Here is a 17,458-nt window from a genome sequence, read left to right as displayed (position 1 = left end):
TTTAATGATGATATGCATCATCAATGGTGTCAAGATTTTTGATGATGGTTATCATCGCCGTATAATCCGGCTTGAATGGTTGGTTCCGGCGGAGGCGGGGTATGAAAATCAGCAAGGCGCAGGTGGAGGCGAACCGGGCGCGCATCGTGGACACGGCATCGACGCTGTTTCGCACCCGTGGTTACGACGGGGTGGGGGTGGCCGACCTGATGGGGGCGGCCGGCTTCACGCATGGCGGCTTCTACCGCCACTTCGATTCGAAGACGGACCTGATGGCGGAAGCGGCTTGCGCGGGATTCGCCCAACTGGCCGACAAGGCGGTGGCCGTCGACGCGGCCGCGTTCGTGGAGGCCTACCTGTCGCGCAGCCATCGCGATGCGCCCGGCGACGGCTGTACGATGGCCGCCCTGGCCGGCGACACGGCGCGCCAGCCGGAGGCCGTGAAGCGGGAGTTCGCCGACGGCATCGAGCGCCTGCTGGCGGCGCTGGCCGCGGCGGACGGTGCGGAAGGCGCCTCTGCGGCGGCGGCGCGCGCGCGGCGCATCGCGACGATGTCGCAGATCGTGGGGGCCATGGTGCTGTCGCGCGCGTGTCCGGACGATGCGGCGCTGGCGGACGAGATACTGGAGGTCAGCAGGCAGGCGGTGCTGCCGCGGCTGCGCGCGGAAAAGTAGGGCGGGCACCCGGTGCCCGCCCTCGCCGAGCGATCCGGTCAGGGTGCCGGCGGCGCCGCCGGATCCGTCGACATCGAATACGGCGCCGATTCCGGCTTGACGCCGCGCTGCATGTTCGGCTGGGCCGACATGCGGAAGTCGAGCTTCGCGCCCTGCATCAGTTCCTTGTGGCCCAGCCAGTTGCGGTCCACCGCCGCGCCGTTCACGCGCAGCTGGTCGACGTAGCGCCTGTCGTCGCTCGCGCCCGGCGCGTCGATCGTCACGGTGCGGCCGTTCTCCAGGTGCAGGCGCGCCTGCGGGAACAGCGGGGCGCCCAGCGCGTACTGGTCCTTTGCCGGCGTCACCGGATAGAAGCCCAGCGCGGAGAACACGTACCAGGCCGAGGTCTGGCCGTTGTCCTCGTCGCCGCAGTAGCCGTCCGGCGTGGCGCGGTACAGGCGGTTCATCACCTCGCGCGTCCAGTACTGTGCCTTCCACGGCGCGCCCGCGTAATCGTACAGGTAGATCATGTGCTGGATCGGCTGGTTGCCATGGGCGTACTGCCCCATGCCGGCGATCTGCATTTCGCGGATCTCGTGGATGACTTCCTTGTAGTAGCTCTCGTCGAAGATGGGCGGCATCGTGAAGACGCTATCGAGCTTGGCGACGAACTGGTCGCGCCCGCCCATCAGGCGGATCAGGCCTTCGACGTCGTGGAACACGGACCAGGTGTAGTGCCAGCTGTTCCCCTCCGTGAACGCGTCGCCCCACTTGAACGGATTGAACGGCGACTGGAAGCTGCCGTCCTTGTTCTTCCCGCGCATCAGGCCCGTTTCCGGGTCGAACAGCGTGCGGTAGTTGCGGGCGCGGCGCGCGAAGACGTCGGTTTCCGACTTCGGCTTGCCCAGTGCCACGCCGAGCTGCCAGATGGCGAAATCGTCGTACGCGTATTCCAGCGTGCGCGCGGCGCTCTCGTTGATGCCCACGTCGTAGGGCACGTAGCCAAGTTTGTTGTAGTGCTCGACGCCGGCGCGGCCCACGGCTTCCATCGGCCCCGCGTTGTTGGCGCCGTGGACGAGCGCCTGCCACAGTGTCTCGATGTCGTAGCCGCGCAAGCCTTTCAGCCAGGACTCCGACACGACCGAGGCCGAGTTGTTGCCGACCATGACGTTCGCATAGCCGGGGCTCGACCACTCGGGCAGCCAGCCGCCTTCCTTGAAGTCGTTGGCCAGGCCTTCCTGCATCTCGCGGTTGATCGCCGGGTACACCAGGTTCAGGAACGGGTACAGCGCGCGGAAGGTATCCCAGAAGCCGGTGCCGGCGAACATGGTGCCGGGCAGCGCCCGGCCGTTGTACGGGCTCCAGTGGACGTTCCTGCCGCCGGCATCGACCTCGTACAGCTTGTTCGGGAACAGCACCATGCGGTACAGGCTCGAATAGAAGGTGCGCTGCTGGTCGATGCTGCCGCCCGCGACTTCCACGCGGCCCAGCACCTCGTTCCAGCGCTTCGCGGCCTTGGTCCGGGTGGCGTCGAAATCGTCCGTGCCGATCTCGCGCTGCAGGTTCAGCTCCGCCTGCTCCAGGCTGATGAAGGACGAGGCCACGCGCATGCGCACCTGTTCCCCTTTGGCCGTGGCGAAGCCCACGATGGCGCCGGCGTGGCCGGCCTGCAGCTCCCGCACGGCGGCGGCCTGCAGCTTGTCGCCGTCCCACAGCTCGGCCGACTTGAACGGCTTGTCGAACGCGATCACGAACCAGTTGCGGAAGTTCTTCGGCAGGGGGCCGCGCGCATAACGGGTCGAGTAGCCGACGATCTTGTTCTGGTCCGGCAGCACCTTGACGTAGGAGCCGCGGTCGAACGCGTCGATCACGACCCAGGCCTGGTCCGTCTTCGGGAAGGTGAAGCGGAACTGGGCCGCCCGTTCGGTGGGCGCGATCTCGGTGGTGACGTCGCTGTCGGCCAGGTAGACCTTGTAGTAGTCGGGACGCGCGACTTCCGCCTTGTGCGAGAACCAGCTGGCGCGGGCGTCCTGGGTGAAGCGCTTCTCGCCCGTGACGGGCATGACGGCGAACTGGCCGTAGTCGTTCATCCACGGCGAGGGCTGGTGGGTCTGCTTGAAGCCGCGGATCTTGTCGGCGTCGTAGGTGTAGGCCCAGCCGTTGCCCATCTTGCCCGTCTGCGGCGTCCAGTAGTTCATGCCCCAGGGGACGCCGATGGTCGGGTAGGTGTTCCCGTTCGACAGCTCGACCTTGCTCTGCGTGCCCATCAGCGTGTTCACGTGGTCGAGCGGCGCCGGTTTGTCGGCGGCGCTGGCCGCGCTGGCGGCCAGCATCATGAAGAAGGCGAGGGCGCGCATCAGTAGGCCGTCTGGGTGTACGGGCGCGCGCCGCGCTCCTTGCCCCAGTCCTTGTTCGGCGTCGCCTGCATGCGGAACACCAGTTCGCCGCCGGCCATGATTTCCTCGTGGCGGATGAAGCTCTTCGCCAGCGGCTTGCCGTTGAGCGTGACGGCGCCGACGTAGCCGTTGGCGTCCGACAGGTTCTCGGCGCGCACGGTGAAGCGCTTGCCGTTCGGGAGGTTCAGCGTCGCGCGCTCGACGAAGGGGCGGCCGAGCACATACTCGTTGCTGCCCGGCGCAACCGGGTAGAAGCCCATCGACGTGAACGCGAGCCAGGCCGAGGTCTGGCCCAGGTCGTCGTTGCCGGCCAGGCCGTCCGGCGCGTCTTTATATTGGCTGTCGACGATCTGCTTCAGGCGCTGTTGCGTCTTCCACGGCGCGCCGGCGAAGTTGTACAGGTAGCCGACGTGGTGGGACGGCTCGTTGCCGTGGGCGTAGTGGCCGATCAGGCCCGAGATGTCTTCCATGTGGGCGTAGACGTTCTCGTCGACCTTGGCGTCGAACACCTGGTCGATCTTGTTGATCAGGCCAGCATCGCCGCCCAGCATCTTCACGAGGCCCGCGTTATCGTGCGGCATGTACCAGGAATACTGCCAGGCGCTGCCTTCCGTGTAGTCGCTGCCGAAGTTCGATTGCACGGGGTTGAACGGGGTGCGGAATTCGCCGTTCGACTTCTTGGCGCGCACGAAGCCCGTCTTCGGGTCGAACACGTTGCGCCAGTTCTGGGCGCGCTTGAAGTATCGGTCCGCCACGTCCTTGCGGCCCATCTTCTCGGCCATGCGGGCGATGGTCCAGTCGTCGAACGCATACTCGACGGTCTTGGAGGCCGCTTCCGGTTCCAGGTCGATCGGCACGTAGCCCAGCTTCATGTAGTGCTGCAGGCCGCCGTAGGGGCCGTACTCGGCGCTGGCCGTCATCGCGCGCAGCGCCTCGTCGGCATTGAACTTCAGGCCCTTCATGTAGGCGTCGGCGATGACGGGGACGGCGTGGTAGCCGATCATGCACCAGGTCTCCAGGCCGGCGAACTGCCACACGGGCAGGATGCCGTACGGGCTTTCCTTCTGCGATTCGATCAGCGAGCGCACGAAGTCGACATTCTGCTGCTCCGGCTGGATCAGCGTCAGCAGCGGGTGCAGGGCGCGGTAGGTGTCCCACAGCGAGAACGTGGAGTGGAAGCGGAAGCCGTCGGCGCGGTGCACCTGGTTGTCCGGGCCGCGGTACTGGCCGTCGCGGTCCATGAACAGCGTCGGCGCCAGCAGCGCGTGATACAGGCTCGTGTACACCATGCGCTTCATCGGCTGGGGTGCCTCGATTTCCACGGCGGACAGCGCCTTTTCCCAGGCGTCGTGCGCGTTCCTGCGTTCGGCGTCGAAGTCCCAGCCCGGCATCTCGGCCAGGTTGGCCAGGGCATTGTCCTCGCTGACCGGAGAAATGGCGACCTTCACGAGGATCGTATTATCGGCCGGCTTGCCGAAATCGAAGGTGGCTTCCAGCGCCTTGCCTTCGACCAGCACCTTCTCGCGCGGGTTCTTGCCGGGCGAGGCGAAGCCGCGGTACTCGACGCCTTCCTCGCGGTTGATCAGCTGGTGCTCGGCGAACGGGCGCGAGAACTGCACGGCGAAATACAGCTGGCGGCCCGGCGCCCAGCCGCGCGTCTCGCGCATGCCGGTAATGGTGTCCTTGCCCCTGAGGCGCAGGCGCGACCACAGGTTCTTGCTGGCGTAGTCGTAGATGCTCTGGCGCAGGTCGAGGATGACCTTCGCGTCGGAACCCGGCTTGAAGCGGTAGCGGTGCAGGCCCACGCGCTCGCTGGCGGTGAGCTCCACGTCGACGTCGTTGTCGAGCAGCTTGACGGCGTAGTAGCCCGGCTCGGCCTTTTCCTGCTGGTGCGAGAAGCGCGAGCGGTAGCCGCTGAACGGGCGCTCGGGATAGCCGGGGTCCAGCTTCAGTTCGTCGCTGGTGGGCATCAGGAGAATGTCGCCGAGGTCGGAGTGGCCGGCGCCGGAGAAGTGCGTGTGCGAGAAGCCAAGGATCGAATTGTCGTCGTAACGGTAGCCGGCCGCCCACGGGTAGCTCTGCTTGAAGTGGCGCACCTGGGTGTCCGGGCTCACCTGCACCATGCCGAACGGCCGCGTGGCGCCGGGGAAGGTGTGGCCGTCGCCGCCCGTGCCGATGAAGACGTTCACTTCGGCGGTCTTGGCGCCGGCGGGCGCCGTGGCCTGGGCCACGGTCTGGGCCACGGTCTGGGCCAATGAGGCGCCGTTGCACAGGATACCCGCGGCGAGCGCCGCGGCGGTGAGGGGGGTACGAAAACGCATTCTGTCTCCTGCTGATGATGCTGTTGGTAACGAACATGAAACATAGCGCGAAATTTTCTGGCTCGGCAATATAAATGCTCCGGCCACCCCATGTTTAGTAAGACAGCTAAACAGGCGCCGCCGTTTAGCGGATAATGCGGGCCGAATTCCTCCATCCCGCCATCCGATGACCGACCGAGCTCCATCCTTCCTGCTGCGCGCCATGCGCGACGACGACCTCGACGCCGTGCTGGCCGTGCAGGCCGCATGCTATCCGGCGGCGATGCAGGAAGGAGCGGACGTCGTGCTGGCGCGGCGGCGCGCGGCGCCCGCCACGGCCCTCGTCGCCTGCGACGGCAGCGGCGTGTGCGGCTACCTGTTCGCCTATCCTTCGCTGCGCGGCAAGGTGACGCCGCTCGGTGGCGCGTTCAGGGTGCCCGAGGTGGCGGACACGCTGTACCTGCACGACCTGGCGGTGGCGCCGCGTGCGCTGGGGAAGGGACTGGCGAGGCGCCTGGTGCAGCGCATGCACGACGCCGGCGCGCAGCTGGGCCTGGCCCATGCGGCGCTGGTATCGGTGCAGGACTCCCGCTGCTTCTGGGAAGGGTTCGGCTATGTTGCGGCGCAGGGGGACGCCGCGGCGCTGGCGAGCTATCCGCCCGGCGCGCTCTACATGTTGCGCAGCGCGGGCGAGGCACGCTGATGGCAAGTTGATCTCGACATTGCTTTGCAACTAATGGTTGTTATCTTCTTGAGCATGTATCTCGTAGTCTGAAGGGCAAGCCGGTCCGATTTCGACTTGGGCCCGCCCGCAAAACGTGAGGTTTCGTGGTTTTTTTACGACCAAAAATCCATCCGTTGCGGTAATATTGACGTGCGGAAACTATTCATTCCATGTTCATGAACTTCACCACGCCCAGCCCGCGGCGCGCGCGCGGCTTCACGCTGATCGAGCTGCTCATCGTCGTCGCGATCGTCGGCATCCTGTCGGCCATCGCCGTGCCGCAGTACCGCGACTACGTGATCCGGGCGCGCCTGACGGAAGCCTTCACGGGGCTGGGCAGCGTGCAGACGGCGGCGGAAGAGTTCTGGAACAACAATCACACCTACGAGCACCTCGACCAGGGCACGCCGAGCCGCATGCCCAGCGCCGAGAACTTCGACTTCACGCTGGTCAGCGCCAGCGATTCGGCCTTCGTCGTCAAGGCCACCGGCAAGAACCAGATGGTGGGCTTCAGCTACACCATCGACCAGAACGGCAACCGCAAGACCCTGGGCACCTTCAACGCCAACGCCTGGGGCACCAGCGATAGCTGCTGGATCGACCGCAAGGGGAGCACGTGCGTCCAGTGAGGCGCGCGCGCGGCGCGGGCTTCACGCTGGTGGAGGCGGCGGTCGTGGTCGCCGTCATGGGCATCCTGCTGGCCGTCGGGATGCCCTCGATGTCGAACCTGATCCTGGGCCGCAAGGCCGCGGCGGCGGCCGCATTCTACCAGGAAGGCCTGACGCTGGCGCGCAACCAGGCCATCGCGCGCAATATCAACACCCGGCTGGTGCTCACCGAGAATGCGGCGAACGGCCAGATGGACTGGCGGGTGGACCTGTGCAAGCCGGTCGACGGCGACCCGTGCGATGCCGACAATGGCGCATGGTCGGGCACGGAGACGCCGCCCGCCGCGGCCGCGGATCCGACCTTCACGTCCGTGCAGCGCAGCGCCGTGGCGATGCCGGGTTCCGACGAGATCACCCAGGGCCTCGCGCCATCCGGCGCCACCAGCATCTACTTCACGCCGCTCGGCTGGGTCGACGCGCGCATCCCCGCGCGCTTGCAGCGGCTGACGATCTCGCCGGGTCCGGGCCGGCGCGGCGCCTTCAAGACGCTGACGGTCGCCGTGACCCTGTCCGGCGTGGCCACCGTGTGCGACGCCGATGCCGCCGCCCACGTGGCACGCGGGTGCCCGCCATGAGGGCGCGCGCACCAGCGGTCCGCGGCCAGCGTGGCATCGCCCTCGTCGAGGTCCTGGTCGCCGCCGTCCTGCTCGCGATCGGCGTGTTGGGTGCGCTCGGCCTGCAGGCCCGTTCGCAGGGTGCGCTCGCGGACGCGGGCATGCGCGCCGAGGCCGTCGTCGCCGCCAACAAGCTGCTGGGTATCATGGCGCTCGACCAGGCCAACCTGGCCGCGTACGAGATCGCTGCAGGCGGCGCGCCCGGCGAGCGGCTCGCTCCGTGGTACAACGAGACCCGCAGCCGCGCGCACATCCCCGGGGCGCAGGTGACCGTGGCGGTCGCCCCCGACGCCGCCGCCGGCCGTACCGAAGTCTCCGTTACGATCTCGTGGACGCGCAAGAGCGGCATGGCCGCGAACTCGCATACCGTCTCCGCCTGGCTGGCGCCGTCGACATGAAACGACTTGGCGCGCGCCCGGCCGGCGGCTTCTCCCTCGTCGAACTGATGGTCAGCGTGGTCGTCGGCCTGCTGGCGCTGCTGTTCGCGCTGCGCCTGTTCACGAGCAACGAGGCCGTGCGCCAGTCCGCGCTGGGCGGTTCCGACTCGATGCAGAACGGAATGGTCGCGCTGTTCTCGCTGAGCAGCGATGCCGAGCAGGCCGGATTCGGCCTGAACGATCCGATCATCGCCGGCTGCAACACGGAATTCAGCGATACCGAGGCATTCGCGCTCGCGGGCGCGACGCGCGCCGGCGCCGCGATCACGCCGCTGGCGCCGGTTGTCATCGCGGCGAACGGGACGGCTCCCGACCGCGTGAGCTTCTATTCGGGCAGCGCGCTGGCGGGTACCGGCACGCTGCGCCTGACCGCCGACTACGCCGGTGGCACGTCCATCCGGGTAGATCGCTTTCCCTGGGGCTTCGCCGTGGGCGACGTCATCGTCGTCGCTCCCGAACAGCCGGGCGGCCGCTGCGCGCTGGCCCAGGTCAGCGGGGCGAGCGCGATGAACGATGCGGAGCCGTCGCTGAGGATTGCCCAAAGCGAAGGCCTGCGCTACAACAGCGGGCAGCTCGGCGCGAATTTCACGGGCGCCGCCTCGCGCGTGTTCGACCTGGGGCCGGCGGCCTCGCTGTCCTTCCACACGTGGTCCGTGGCCGACGGCTACCTGCAGCTGCGCGCCACCGGCGACGGCGGTTCGTCCGCGAGCGCCGCGGCGGTCGCCGACAACATCGTGTCCCTGAAGGCCCAGTACGGATTCGACATGCGCGCCGGCGGCGCGTTCCAGCCGGACGGCGGGCTGCAGGTCGGCCAGTGGTCCGCCACGATGGTCGACGCCGACGGTTCCGGCGTGAACGGCGACGCCGGCGACTGGCAGCGCATCGCGGCGGTGCGCCTGGCCGTGGTCGCGCGCAGCAAGGCGGCCGAGCATCCCGGCCAGGGCAGCGCCTGCACGGCGACGACGGTGCAGCCCACCGTGTTCGCTGGCCAGGTCCCGCAGGGCGTGGCGGCCGTGCCGGTCACGCTGGACGTGGCCGTGGCCGGCGACCCCGTCGACTGGCGCTGCTACCGCTACCGCGTGTTCGAAACCGTTGTCACCCTGCGCAACGCCGGCTGGAGGCCGCCGCAATGATGTCCACCCTCCTGCCCGCGCGCCTCCGGCGCCATGCCGGCATCGCGCTGCCCGTCGTGCTGGTGATCCTGGCCCTGATGCTGATCGGCGGGATCTACCTGCTGAAGTCCGTGCACTCGACGGGCCTTACCACCGGCAACCTGGCCTACGACGCGACGCTCGGCCGCGCGGCCGACCGTGGCCTGCTTGACGGCTTCCAGTGGCTCAGCGCCACCGCGGCCAGCAACCGCACGGCGCTCGAGAAGGACATCCCGACCCAGGGCTACCATGCCGGGCTGGCCATCGGCCTGACGCCGCGCGACACCAACTTCTGGGCCGACAAGAAGGTCGTCACGGACACCGACACCGGCGCGACGATCGAGTACGTGATCCATCGCCTGTGCAGCAAGGAAGGCGCCTACGACGCGCAGGGCACCTTCTGTACGCAGACCGCCGCCAACACCGCAACGCTCGGCAACACGACGCCCCTGGGCACCAGCCTGGCCACCGACACCGCCCAGTACGCGGGCGCGCCGCGCATCCATTACGTGATCACGTCGCGCATCACGGGCGGCCGCGGCGCCAGCGTGACGAACCAGATGGTCGTGCTGATCGGGGCATGAGAACGACATGATGAAGAAAATCCTCGCATTCCTGCTGCTGGCCGGCGCCGCCGGCGCGGCGCTGGCGCAATTGACCGGCATCGCCCAGCTGCCGCTGCTGAACCTGAACGGCACCGGCAACGTCAAGCCCAACCTGATGCTCCTGTACGATAACTCGGGGTCGATGGCGTCCACGTTCACGCCCGACTACATCGACGACAGCAGTACCTGCCGCTCGCGCGCGACGATGTACAACGAATCGACCAGGAAGACCACGACGACCGGCTGCAAGGTCGGCCATCCGCCGTTCAACAGCGCCGATTTCAACCGCCAGTACTACGATCCCAAGGTGCGCTACGCGCCGCCGGTGCAGTACGACGGCACGCCGTATCCGTCGATGACGCGCGAGGCCACGACCAACTGGACCACCGTGACGACGGACGGCTTCAACATCAACAAGACGGACCTGCTGGGCCAGAGCGGTACCCGGACCAACCTGGCGGCAGGCTTTCCCGACCTGCGCTGGTGCGATACCGAGGGCAGGAACTGCGTCTACAACACGGCGACCTATTCGTATCCGAACGATACCCGCTACACGTCCGACGTCATCACGGCCAATCCGTACTACTACACGATCAACGTCGCCGAATATTGCACGGACAGTACGCTGACCACCTGCGTGCAGGCCGCCGTCGGGGCCCCCGCGCCGGCCAATTACCCGGTGGCGGCCAAGGTGCGCTGGTGCGATTCGTCGAAGCTGACCAACTGCCAGGCCAAGTTCGTCGGCAACTTCAAGTACCCGCGCTTCGGCAACCCGAACGGCAGCGTGGTGGGCGCCTACGGCACCATCACGATCAACGCGTCTGCGACGGCGGCATCGATGAACATCGCCAGCGTCACGGTGACGGAGCCCGCCGGTGCCGTCACCATCACGAGCGGCGCGGTGAATGCGCCCAGCGGCACCAACACGAGCTCGCGCCAGGTGGCGCTCGCTGGCGCCCTGGCCGCCTCGATCATCAACAGGACGGGCCTGGCGAACCAGTACCTGGCCTGCATGAAGACGGCGCAGGGGGCCGTGCCCGCCTGCTCGACGTACGGCATCGCGCTGGCGACCGAGAACGTGGTCGCCGTGATCCCGATCGATTGCGCGCCGGGGACGACGGCCAAGACCATCGGCGTTTGTTCGCTGGTGGCCGACAACAGCCGCAGCGGCTGGGCGCTGACGGTCAACGCCAGCGCTTCGCAGTCGCAGGCCGCGCAACCGGCAACGGGGCTGATCGCCGTGAGCGGCACGGGCGCGGGGGGAGGCTGGTTCTCGACGACCCAGACGACGCTGAAGGCCAGCACCAAGCTGAACGCCACGACGATCATCGGTACCGACCTGACGTTCGTGCGTGGCGCCAGCAACACGACGATCGCGGCGGCGATCCGCGACGCCATCAATGCGCGCGCAAGCGTGGTGGCCTACACCGGCGGCAATGCCATCTCCGACACCTGCAAGGCGGCCAGCGCCAACGTCGTGTGCGTCGTCGACACGGCGGCCAGCGCGGGCGGCGCCAGTATCGCCATGGGAGCGCTGATCAACGCCAACACGGTGTCGTTCTCGACGACCGCCACCAGGGCACCGGTCGCCGCCGCGTTCGACGCCATCCCGACCGCGACTACGCCGCTGGGCAGCGGCGCCGCCGTGTTCGTACGCACCGACATCGTCCCCGCGGTAAACAGCTATCCCAAGGCGACGGGCCGCACCGATTGCGCCGGCGCCACCTGCACCTACGACGAGGAAATGACCAACTTCGCCAACTGGTATGCCTACTACAAGACGCGCAACCAGATGATGAAGACGGCCGTCGGCCAGGCTTTCCAGGCGCTGAACTCGAACTACAAGGTGGGCATCGTATCCTTGTCGACCGCCGCCGTGCAGGGCACGATGACGGCGCCGGCCGAATTCTCCGGCACCAACCGCAGCGCGTGGTACACGTCGCTGTACGCGATGAACGGCAGCCAGTCGACGCCGATCCGCAGGGCGCTGCATGCGATCGGCAAGATGTATGCGAACCAGAGCCCCTACGTCGCCAAGGCGGGCCAGGAAGTGGTGGAGTACGCGTGCCAGCAGAACTTCACCTTCGTGACGACCGACGGCTACTGGAACGGCGATCCGGCCGACGACGTCGTCAGCAATGACCAGGCCGAGAACGTCTCGCGCTTCTGCACCCGGGCCAAGGGCTGCGTCGATCCTTCCGTGCAGAGCGCCAATTCGCTGGCCGACGTCGCGCTGTACTGGTACAACGGCGGCTCCAATACCGGCACCTCGTCGCTGCGTCCTTCGCTCGAGAACTGGAACAAGCCGGGCCTCGTGCGCGGCAGGGCTGGCGACAACCAGCGCCTGCACATGAGCACCTATACGCTGGGCCTGGGCGTGGACGGCATCATGACGTACACGCCGGACTACGATACCGATCCGAAGGGCGACTTCTACAACCTCACGACGGGCATGCAGAGCGGCTGCCCCTGGAACAACAACGGTCCCTATGTGTGGCCGGATCCGAAGACGGGCGATGCGAGCGGTTCGGTCGCCTACCAGTCGCGCGTGGACGACCTGTGGCATACCGCGATCAACGGCCACGGCAAGTACTTCAGCGCCTCCGACCCGAAGCAGGTGGTGGCCGGCCTGTCGGAGGCGCTGTCGGCGATCGAGACGCGCACCGGGGCCGCGTCCGCCGCGGCGACCTCGACGCCGAACATCACCATGCAGGACAACGACGTGTTCTCGTCCACCTTCACCACCGTCAAGTGGTACGGCGAGCTGGCCGACCGCAAGATCTCGACGTCGGACGGCAGCGTGGCGGCGGAGGCTCGCTGGACGACGATGAAAACGATGGTCGGCAGCGTGGGCCCCAGCAGCGATACGCGCACGATCTGGATGCTGGACACCGCGACCAATGCGCTCAAGTCCTTCTCCTACGGGGCCATGACGGCGACCGAGAAGGCCTGGTTCGACAACAAGTGCAGCGACCTGGCGCAGTGCCCGACCTTGTCGCCCGAGAACCGCGCCATCGTCAATGGCGGCGCCAACATCGTCAACTGGCTGCGCGGCCAGCAGCAGCATGCGGACGACAACGTCATGCGCGCCTACGCCCGCGTGGTGCCCGACCCGGCCAAGCCGACCGAAAGCTACCTCGTCGTGCTGGGCGACATCGCCACGTCGAAGCCGGCCTACCTGCGCGACCCGCGCAAGAGCTACACGCTGGACGGCTACGCGACGTACAAGTCGAACAATGCTTCGCGCCGGGCGACGATCCTCGTCGGCGCCAACGACGGCATGATGCACGCCTTCGACGCGGCCGACGGCTCCGAGCTGTGGGCATACGCGCCGCGCATCACCATGAAGAAGCTGTATCGCCAGGCCGGGACCACGTACGGCACCAACCACCAGTACACGGTCGACGGCGCGCCCGAGCTCGGGGACGTCCAGATCGGCGGACAGTGGCGCTCCGTCGTGGTGGGCGGCCTGAATGCGGGCGGACGCGGCTACTATGCGCTGGACGTCACCGATCCCGCCAATCCGAAGGCCTTGTGGGAGCTGTGCGCCGATGCCAGCGTCTGCAGCGGCGCGAACTACGATGCCGACATCGGCCTGAGCTTCGGCAACCCGCAGTTCGGTACCTGGCGCAGCGCGGCCGGCACGACGTACTGGGTCGTGTTCCTGACTTCGGGCTACAACAACGTCCCGGGCATCGAAAACGGCAACGGCGGCGACGGCAAGGGTTACCTGTACGTGGTCGACGTCGCCACCGGACGCGTGCTCAGCAAGACCGGCACCACGAACGGCACGACGGCGACGCCGTCCGGCCTGGCCCGCATCACGGCGATCACGGCCAATCCGCAGACGGATCCGCTCGTGACCTATGTGTACGGCGGCGACAACCAGGGCAAGATGTGGCGCTTCGACTTCACGGCCGGCGGCGATCCCGCCGTGCTGCAGATGGGCGACGCCGGCACGGCCCAGCCGATCACCGCGCGTCCCGAAGTGACGCTGTGCCGCGTGGATACCCGCGACGCGCAGGGCAACGTCACGGCGGGCGTGAGCCGGATCGTCGCGTTCGGGACCGGGCGCCTGCTGGACGTGCCCGACGTGTCCGACCCGGCCATGCAGAGCGTGTACGTGCTCAAGGACAGCGGGACGGGCATCTCGCCGGCCAACTGGCGCAACGACTCGACGATGACGAAGCGGGCGCTGACCAAGGTCGCCAGCGACGCCGGCGACACCTACACGATGGACGCCGCGCGCGTCGACCTGTCCACGCACGCGGGCTGGTATTTCGACCTCGACCGCAACACCGGCGAGCGCGTCAACCTCGATCCGAAGGTGGTCGCCGGCACGCTCGACGTGGTCACGAACCTGCCGTCGGCATCCGACGCCTGTACGGTAGGCGGGCGCAGCAATCTGTACCTGCTGGATGCCTGCACGGGCACGCCGCTGCAGGCCGACGGCGTGGCGGGTACCACGCTGTCGAGCGCTTCGGCGGCCGTCGGTTCGCTCGTCGTGCAGCTGCCGGGCGGTACCTTCGTGCAGATCTCGACGCTGGCCGACGGCGCCCTGAAGCCGACCAAGTTCCCGCCGGCCCAGTCGAGCGCGGCGCGCAAGTCCGGCTGGCGCCGCGTGCGCGAGTAAGCGGCCTAGCGCGGAGGATCGAGCGCCGTCAGCGTCTCGGTCGCCGTGCTGCCATCCGGGCTGCTGAGGCGGATCCGCACGGGCAGCCAGCCGTGTCCGGGTGACAGCCACACATCCAGGCGCGGCTGGCCCGGCGCCGCCACCTGGGCCAGCCGCACGGCCGCAATGGTGCCGAGGCCCGTGTCGATGTCCTCCGTTTCCATCACCTGGAAACGCGCGACCCGGGCCTGCGCGCTGTCCGCCACCACCACGTCGATGCGGTCCTGGACCTGGTCCGGCTCGCCGAGTCCGATGCCTGCCAGTTGCAGCAGCAGCGACGCCGGATCCTGGATGCCCACGCTGCCGGGCGCTTCGCGACCGCTCGCGCGGAACAGCACCCGGTTGCCGTCGTCATCGAACTCCGTGACGAGCACCGCGCGCCCCCGCGTTTCCACGGCGCGGCGCGGCACGATGCCGGCATCGCCCACGGTTCCCTCGCTGTGCAGGCGCCCGAGGACGCCGTCCATGTCGATCCGGTACTGCCGGCCGTCCGTGCGCCAGTCGAGGCGTGCGGTGCCGGCCGCGGCCGGGACCATGCCCGGCCGCTCGACCGACCGTGCATAGGCGAGGACGGCGGCGTCCGGGATGCGCACGCGATAGCGACCGGGCATCTGGACCGGAGGCGGGGCCGGCATGTCCGCTGCGGGTGACCCTGCCGCCGTGCCGGCAGCGGCGCTGGCTACCGGAGGCGGCGCGTCCGGCAGTGTCGCTACCTGGCCCCGGATCGCCGCACGGGCGGGAGCCGGTGCCCCGGCCGTGGCGGCAGGCGGTGGTGCCGTGGACGCTGGCCGCGCAGGGGCTGGCGGGACCGGCGCGGGCAGCGGCAGCGGCGCCAACCGCAGCACGAGGTCGCCGCCCGGCGTCGCCAGGCGCGCGGGCGCGCCCGTACCGTGGCGCGCGACGAGTTCGAGCAGCGCAAGGTGCAGCAAGGCGGATCCGGCACACAGCGCCAGCAGGCGGCGGTGCCGGACGGGAACGGCAATCTTCATGGCGCTAGTGTAGCGTCCCGGCCCCGGCGCGGGGAAGCGCAGGCGGACGCCGCCCTGGCGGCAGCCCGGCCATAATGGGGCCAAGGCATCGACCAGGAGACCCGCATGACCCGCCACGCGCGCAAGCAGCCCGTGCCGCTGCACCAGGTGCGGCGCTTTCTCGAACCCGGCCCCGTCGTCCTCGTCTCCTCGGCCTGGCGGGGCGAACGCGACGTCATGGTGATGGGCTGGCACACGGTGATCGAATTCGCGCCCTCGCTGGTCGGCTGCGTGATCTCGTCGGCCAACCACAGCTTCGAACTGATCCGTGCGAGCGGCGAGTGCGTGATCAACCTGCCGACGACGGCGCTGACGGAACAGGTGCTGGGCGTCGGCTCCACGACGGGCGCCGACATCGACAAGTTCGCCACCTTCGGCCTGACGCCGGATCCGTCGGAACGGGTCGCGGCGCCGTCGATCCGCGAATGCCACGCGCAGTTCGAATGCCGGCTGCACGACGACAGCCTGGCCGACAAGTACAACTTCTTCATCTGGGAAGTGGTGGCCGCGCGCGCGGCGGCCACGCCCAGGCATCCGGAGACGTTGCACTACAAGGGCGACGGCACGTTCATGGTGTCGGGCAAGGTCATCCACCGCCGCCGGGAAGGGCTCAAATGAGGAGGCACCCCCGGAATCGAGCAGGCCCGTGCGCCCTCAATGCACCTGGCGGCGCTGGTTCGGCACGTGCAGGGTCGTAAGCGCGGCGTGCCCGTGCGCGCGCTGCCTGCGCGTATGGGGCGCGACCGCCAGCGCGAGGTCGGTGCTCAGCCGGTGCAGGGCGATCACGTCGCGCAGGGCCGTGGCGACCTGGCGCCCAAGCGCGCAATCGCCGCCCTCGACCTGGGGCATGACCCGGTGCAGGGCCGCGAGGATCACGGCATTTTCCTCGCGGTGTTCGTGCAGGCGCTCGTAGCCCAGGGTCTCCATGATCAGTTCCTCGTGGCGGAACACCGATTCCACGGCGGCCACGGTGGCGCCGAAGGCATAGGTGAATCGATCGTCCGGCTGGGCGCAGGTGTCGTCCAGGCGCCGGCACAATGTCTTGCGGGAGTGGCGAATGGCCGCGCACATCGCAAGCGGGTTCGTCGGGTGTAGCTGGTGCGGCATCATGGTGCACTCTCCTCCTGATTCGATACCTTGCAGTTTCTCTGGGTGCTGCGTCCGAGTATTTGATCGAAGTCAAGATGCACCAAGATCGACCATCGATTTGCGGCCAGGTGCGCCGGTGGCACCTGAGGCGTCGTCGGGTGCCCGGGGCGCGGCGAATGAGCGTTGGACGCCCGCGTCCTGCGACAGTTCTGGCGCGGCGCGCTTTTTCCTGCTGCGGCGCAAAAGAGAGGGAGGCACCACGCCGCCGCCGCGATTCGTCTACACTGTCGGACCCGCCTGACGATCCCGCAGGCAGGAACCAATGCGGCAATGCCGCTTCGAGAAAGGAAACATATGGCCAAGGTCACCGTCATCGCCACGCTGCGCGCGAAGCCGGGCAAGGAAAACGAACTGAAGGACTACATGACGACGCTGGTGGGCTACACCCGCGCCGAGATGGGTTGCCTCGACTACGACCTGCACCAGCTGCAGGCCGATCCGTCCGTCTTCGTGATGTACGAGAACTGGACCGACCAGAGCGAACTCGACAAGCACCTCGCGATGCCCTACATGGTCGACTTCATGCGCGCGGCGCAGGACATGCTCGTCAGCCCGCCGGAGTTGCAACTGCTGGACATGGTCAGCACGCCCAAGCGCTGAGCGGCCACTCAGCGCACCACCAGCACGGGGATCGCGCTGTGGGTGAGCACCTTCTGGGTCTCGCTGCCGAGCAGGCGGGCCACGAGTCCCTTCTGGCCATGGGCCGCCATCACGATCAGGTCGCAGCCATGGTCGCGCGCGGCCTGGATGACGGCCTCCCAGGGGCGGTCCAGGCGGCTCAGTTCGGTCGATGCGGGCACCGACTCTTCCTGCGCGCGGCGCATGACGTAGGCCAGCGCATCGTGCGCCAGTTGGGCGCGCTCGCGCCGCCAGGCGCCGCGCGACGGATCTTCCACGACGGCCGGGTCGGGCGCGAGGATCATCGGCGCGCACGCATGCACGCCGACGATGCTACCGCCGCCCAGCCCGGCCAGGCGCAGCGCCGTCTCGAGCGCCAGCGCCGACCGTTCAGTGCCGTCGGTGGGCACCAGGATGCGCTTGTACATGGCAGGCTCCCTGTG

General features: G+C 68.3%; 15 protein-coding genes. 10 read left to right on the top strand and 5 right to left on the bottom strand.

The window, feature by feature from the left end:
- The first annotated feature begins 101 nt into the window (after positions 1-101).
- On the top strand, positions 102-674 hold the full coding sequence (locus QPK32_RS00260) for a TetR/AcrR family transcriptional regulator (RefSeq protein WP_290410781.1): 573 nt from the start codon (positions 102-104) through the stop codon (positions 672-674).
- Positions 675-712: 38 nt separating this feature from the next.
- Here QPK32_RS00260 and QPK32_RS00255 read toward each other — a convergent pair whose 3' ends face one another.
- Entirely contained in the window at positions 713-3,010 is a 2,298-nt protein-coding gene (locus QPK32_RS00255) for a GH92 family glycosyl hydrolase (protein ID WP_290410780.1), read from the bottom strand.
- Positions 3,010-5,370 (bottom strand): GH92 family glycosyl hydrolase, encoded by a 2,361-nt coding sequence (locus tag QPK32_RS00250; RefSeq protein WP_290410779.1) that lies wholly within the window; start codon positions 5,368-5,370, stop codon positions 3,010-3,012. Before QPK32_RS00250 ends, QPK32_RS00255 begins: the two co-directional genes overlap by 1 nt.
- Positions 5,371-5,536: 166 nt before the next feature.
- Between QPK32_RS00250 and QPK32_RS00245 the strand changes: the two genes are divergently transcribed.
- From QPK32_RS00245 to QPK32_RS00215, 7 genes are all read left to right on the top strand, one after another.
- Positions 5,537-6,052 (top strand): GNAT family N-acetyltransferase, encoded by a 516-nt coding sequence (locus QPK32_RS00245; RefSeq protein ID WP_290410778.1) that lies wholly within the window; start codon positions 5,537-5,539, stop codon positions 6,050-6,052.
- Positions 6,053-6,243: 191 nt separating this feature from the next.
- Positions 6,244-6,702 carry a type IV pilin protein gene (locus tag QPK32_RS00240; protein ID WP_290410777.1) on the top strand — a complete coding sequence of 153 codons (459 nt, stop codon included), beginning with the start codon at positions 6,244-6,246 and terminating at the stop codon, positions 6,700-6,702.
- Entirely contained in the window at positions 6,690-7,316 is a 627-nt protein-coding gene (locus QPK32_RS00235; protein WP_290410776.1) for a GspH/FimT family pseudopilin, read from the top strand. Before QPK32_RS00240 ends, QPK32_RS00235 begins: the two co-directional genes overlap by 13 nt.
- Positions 7,317-7,399: 83 nt before the next feature.
- On the top strand, positions 7,400-7,753 hold the full coding sequence (locus tag QPK32_RS00230; protein ID WP_290410775.1) for a hypothetical protein: 354 nt from the start codon (positions 7,400-7,402) through the stop codon (positions 7,751-7,753).
- Entirely contained in the window at positions 7,750-8,925 is a 1,176-nt protein-coding gene (locus QPK32_RS00225) for a PilW family protein (RefSeq protein WP_290410774.1), read from the top strand. Before QPK32_RS00230 ends, QPK32_RS00225 begins: the two co-directional genes overlap by 4 nt.
- Positions 8,922-9,527, top strand: a complete 606-nt coding sequence (locus QPK32_RS00220; protein ID WP_290410773.1) for a hypothetical protein — start codon at positions 8,922-8,924, stop codon at positions 9,525-9,527. Before QPK32_RS00225 ends, QPK32_RS00220 begins: the two co-directional genes overlap by 4 nt.
- 7 nt (positions 9,528-9,534) lie before the next feature.
- Positions 9,535-14,181, top strand: a complete 4,647-nt coding sequence (locus QPK32_RS00215) for a pilus assembly protein (protein ID WP_290410772.1) — start codon at positions 9,535-9,537, stop codon at positions 14,179-14,181.
- 5 nt (positions 14,182-14,186) lie between these two features.
- On the opposite strand, the gene QPK32_RS26620 is transcribed toward QPK32_RS00215, so the two are convergent.
- Entirely contained in the window at positions 14,187-14,831 is a 645-nt protein-coding gene (locus QPK32_RS26620) for a DUF3108 domain-containing protein (RefSeq protein ID WP_374046675.1), read from the bottom strand.
- A gap of 483 nt (positions 14,832-15,314) precedes the next feature.
- On the opposite strand from QPK32_RS26620, the gene QPK32_RS00205 reads away from it, so the two are divergent.
- Positions 15,315-15,866 carry a flavin reductase family protein gene (locus QPK32_RS00205; protein WP_290410770.1) on the top strand — a complete coding sequence of 184 codons (552 nt, stop codon included), beginning with the start codon at positions 15,315-15,317 and terminating at the stop codon, positions 15,864-15,866.
- 36 nt (positions 15,867-15,902) lie between these two features.
- Here the strand turns inward: QPK32_RS00205 and QPK32_RS00200 are convergent, their stop codons facing one another.
- Positions 15,903-16,358, bottom strand: coding sequence for a hypothetical protein (locus QPK32_RS00200; protein WP_290410769.1), 456 nt, complete (start codon positions 16,356-16,358; stop codon positions 15,903-15,905).
- Positions 16,359-16,691: 333 nt separating this feature from the next.
- On the opposite strand from QPK32_RS00200, the gene QPK32_RS00195 reads away from it, so the two are divergent.
- Positions 16,692-16,997, top strand: a complete 306-nt coding sequence (locus QPK32_RS00195) for a putative quinol monooxygenase (RefSeq protein ID WP_290410768.1) — start codon at positions 16,692-16,694, stop codon at positions 16,995-16,997.
- Positions 16,998-17,005: 8 nt separating this feature from the next.
- Here QPK32_RS00195 and QPK32_RS00190 read toward each other — a convergent pair whose 3' ends face one another.
- The gene (locus tag QPK32_RS00190) at positions 17,006-17,443 is read right to left on the bottom strand and encodes a universal stress protein (protein WP_290410767.1); all 438 of its coding nucleotides are present in this window, start codon (positions 17,441-17,443) and stop codon (positions 17,006-17,008) included.
- Positions 17,444-17,458 lie beyond the last annotated feature (15 nt).

This window comes from Massilia sp. YIM B02763 (genome assembly GCF_030412015.1).
Classification (GTDB): Bacteria; Pseudomonadota; Gammaproteobacteria; order Burkholderiales; family Burkholderiaceae_D; genus Telluria.
Note: the sequence above shows the minus strand (reverse complement) of the source record. Positions and strands in the feature narration are given on the sequence as shown.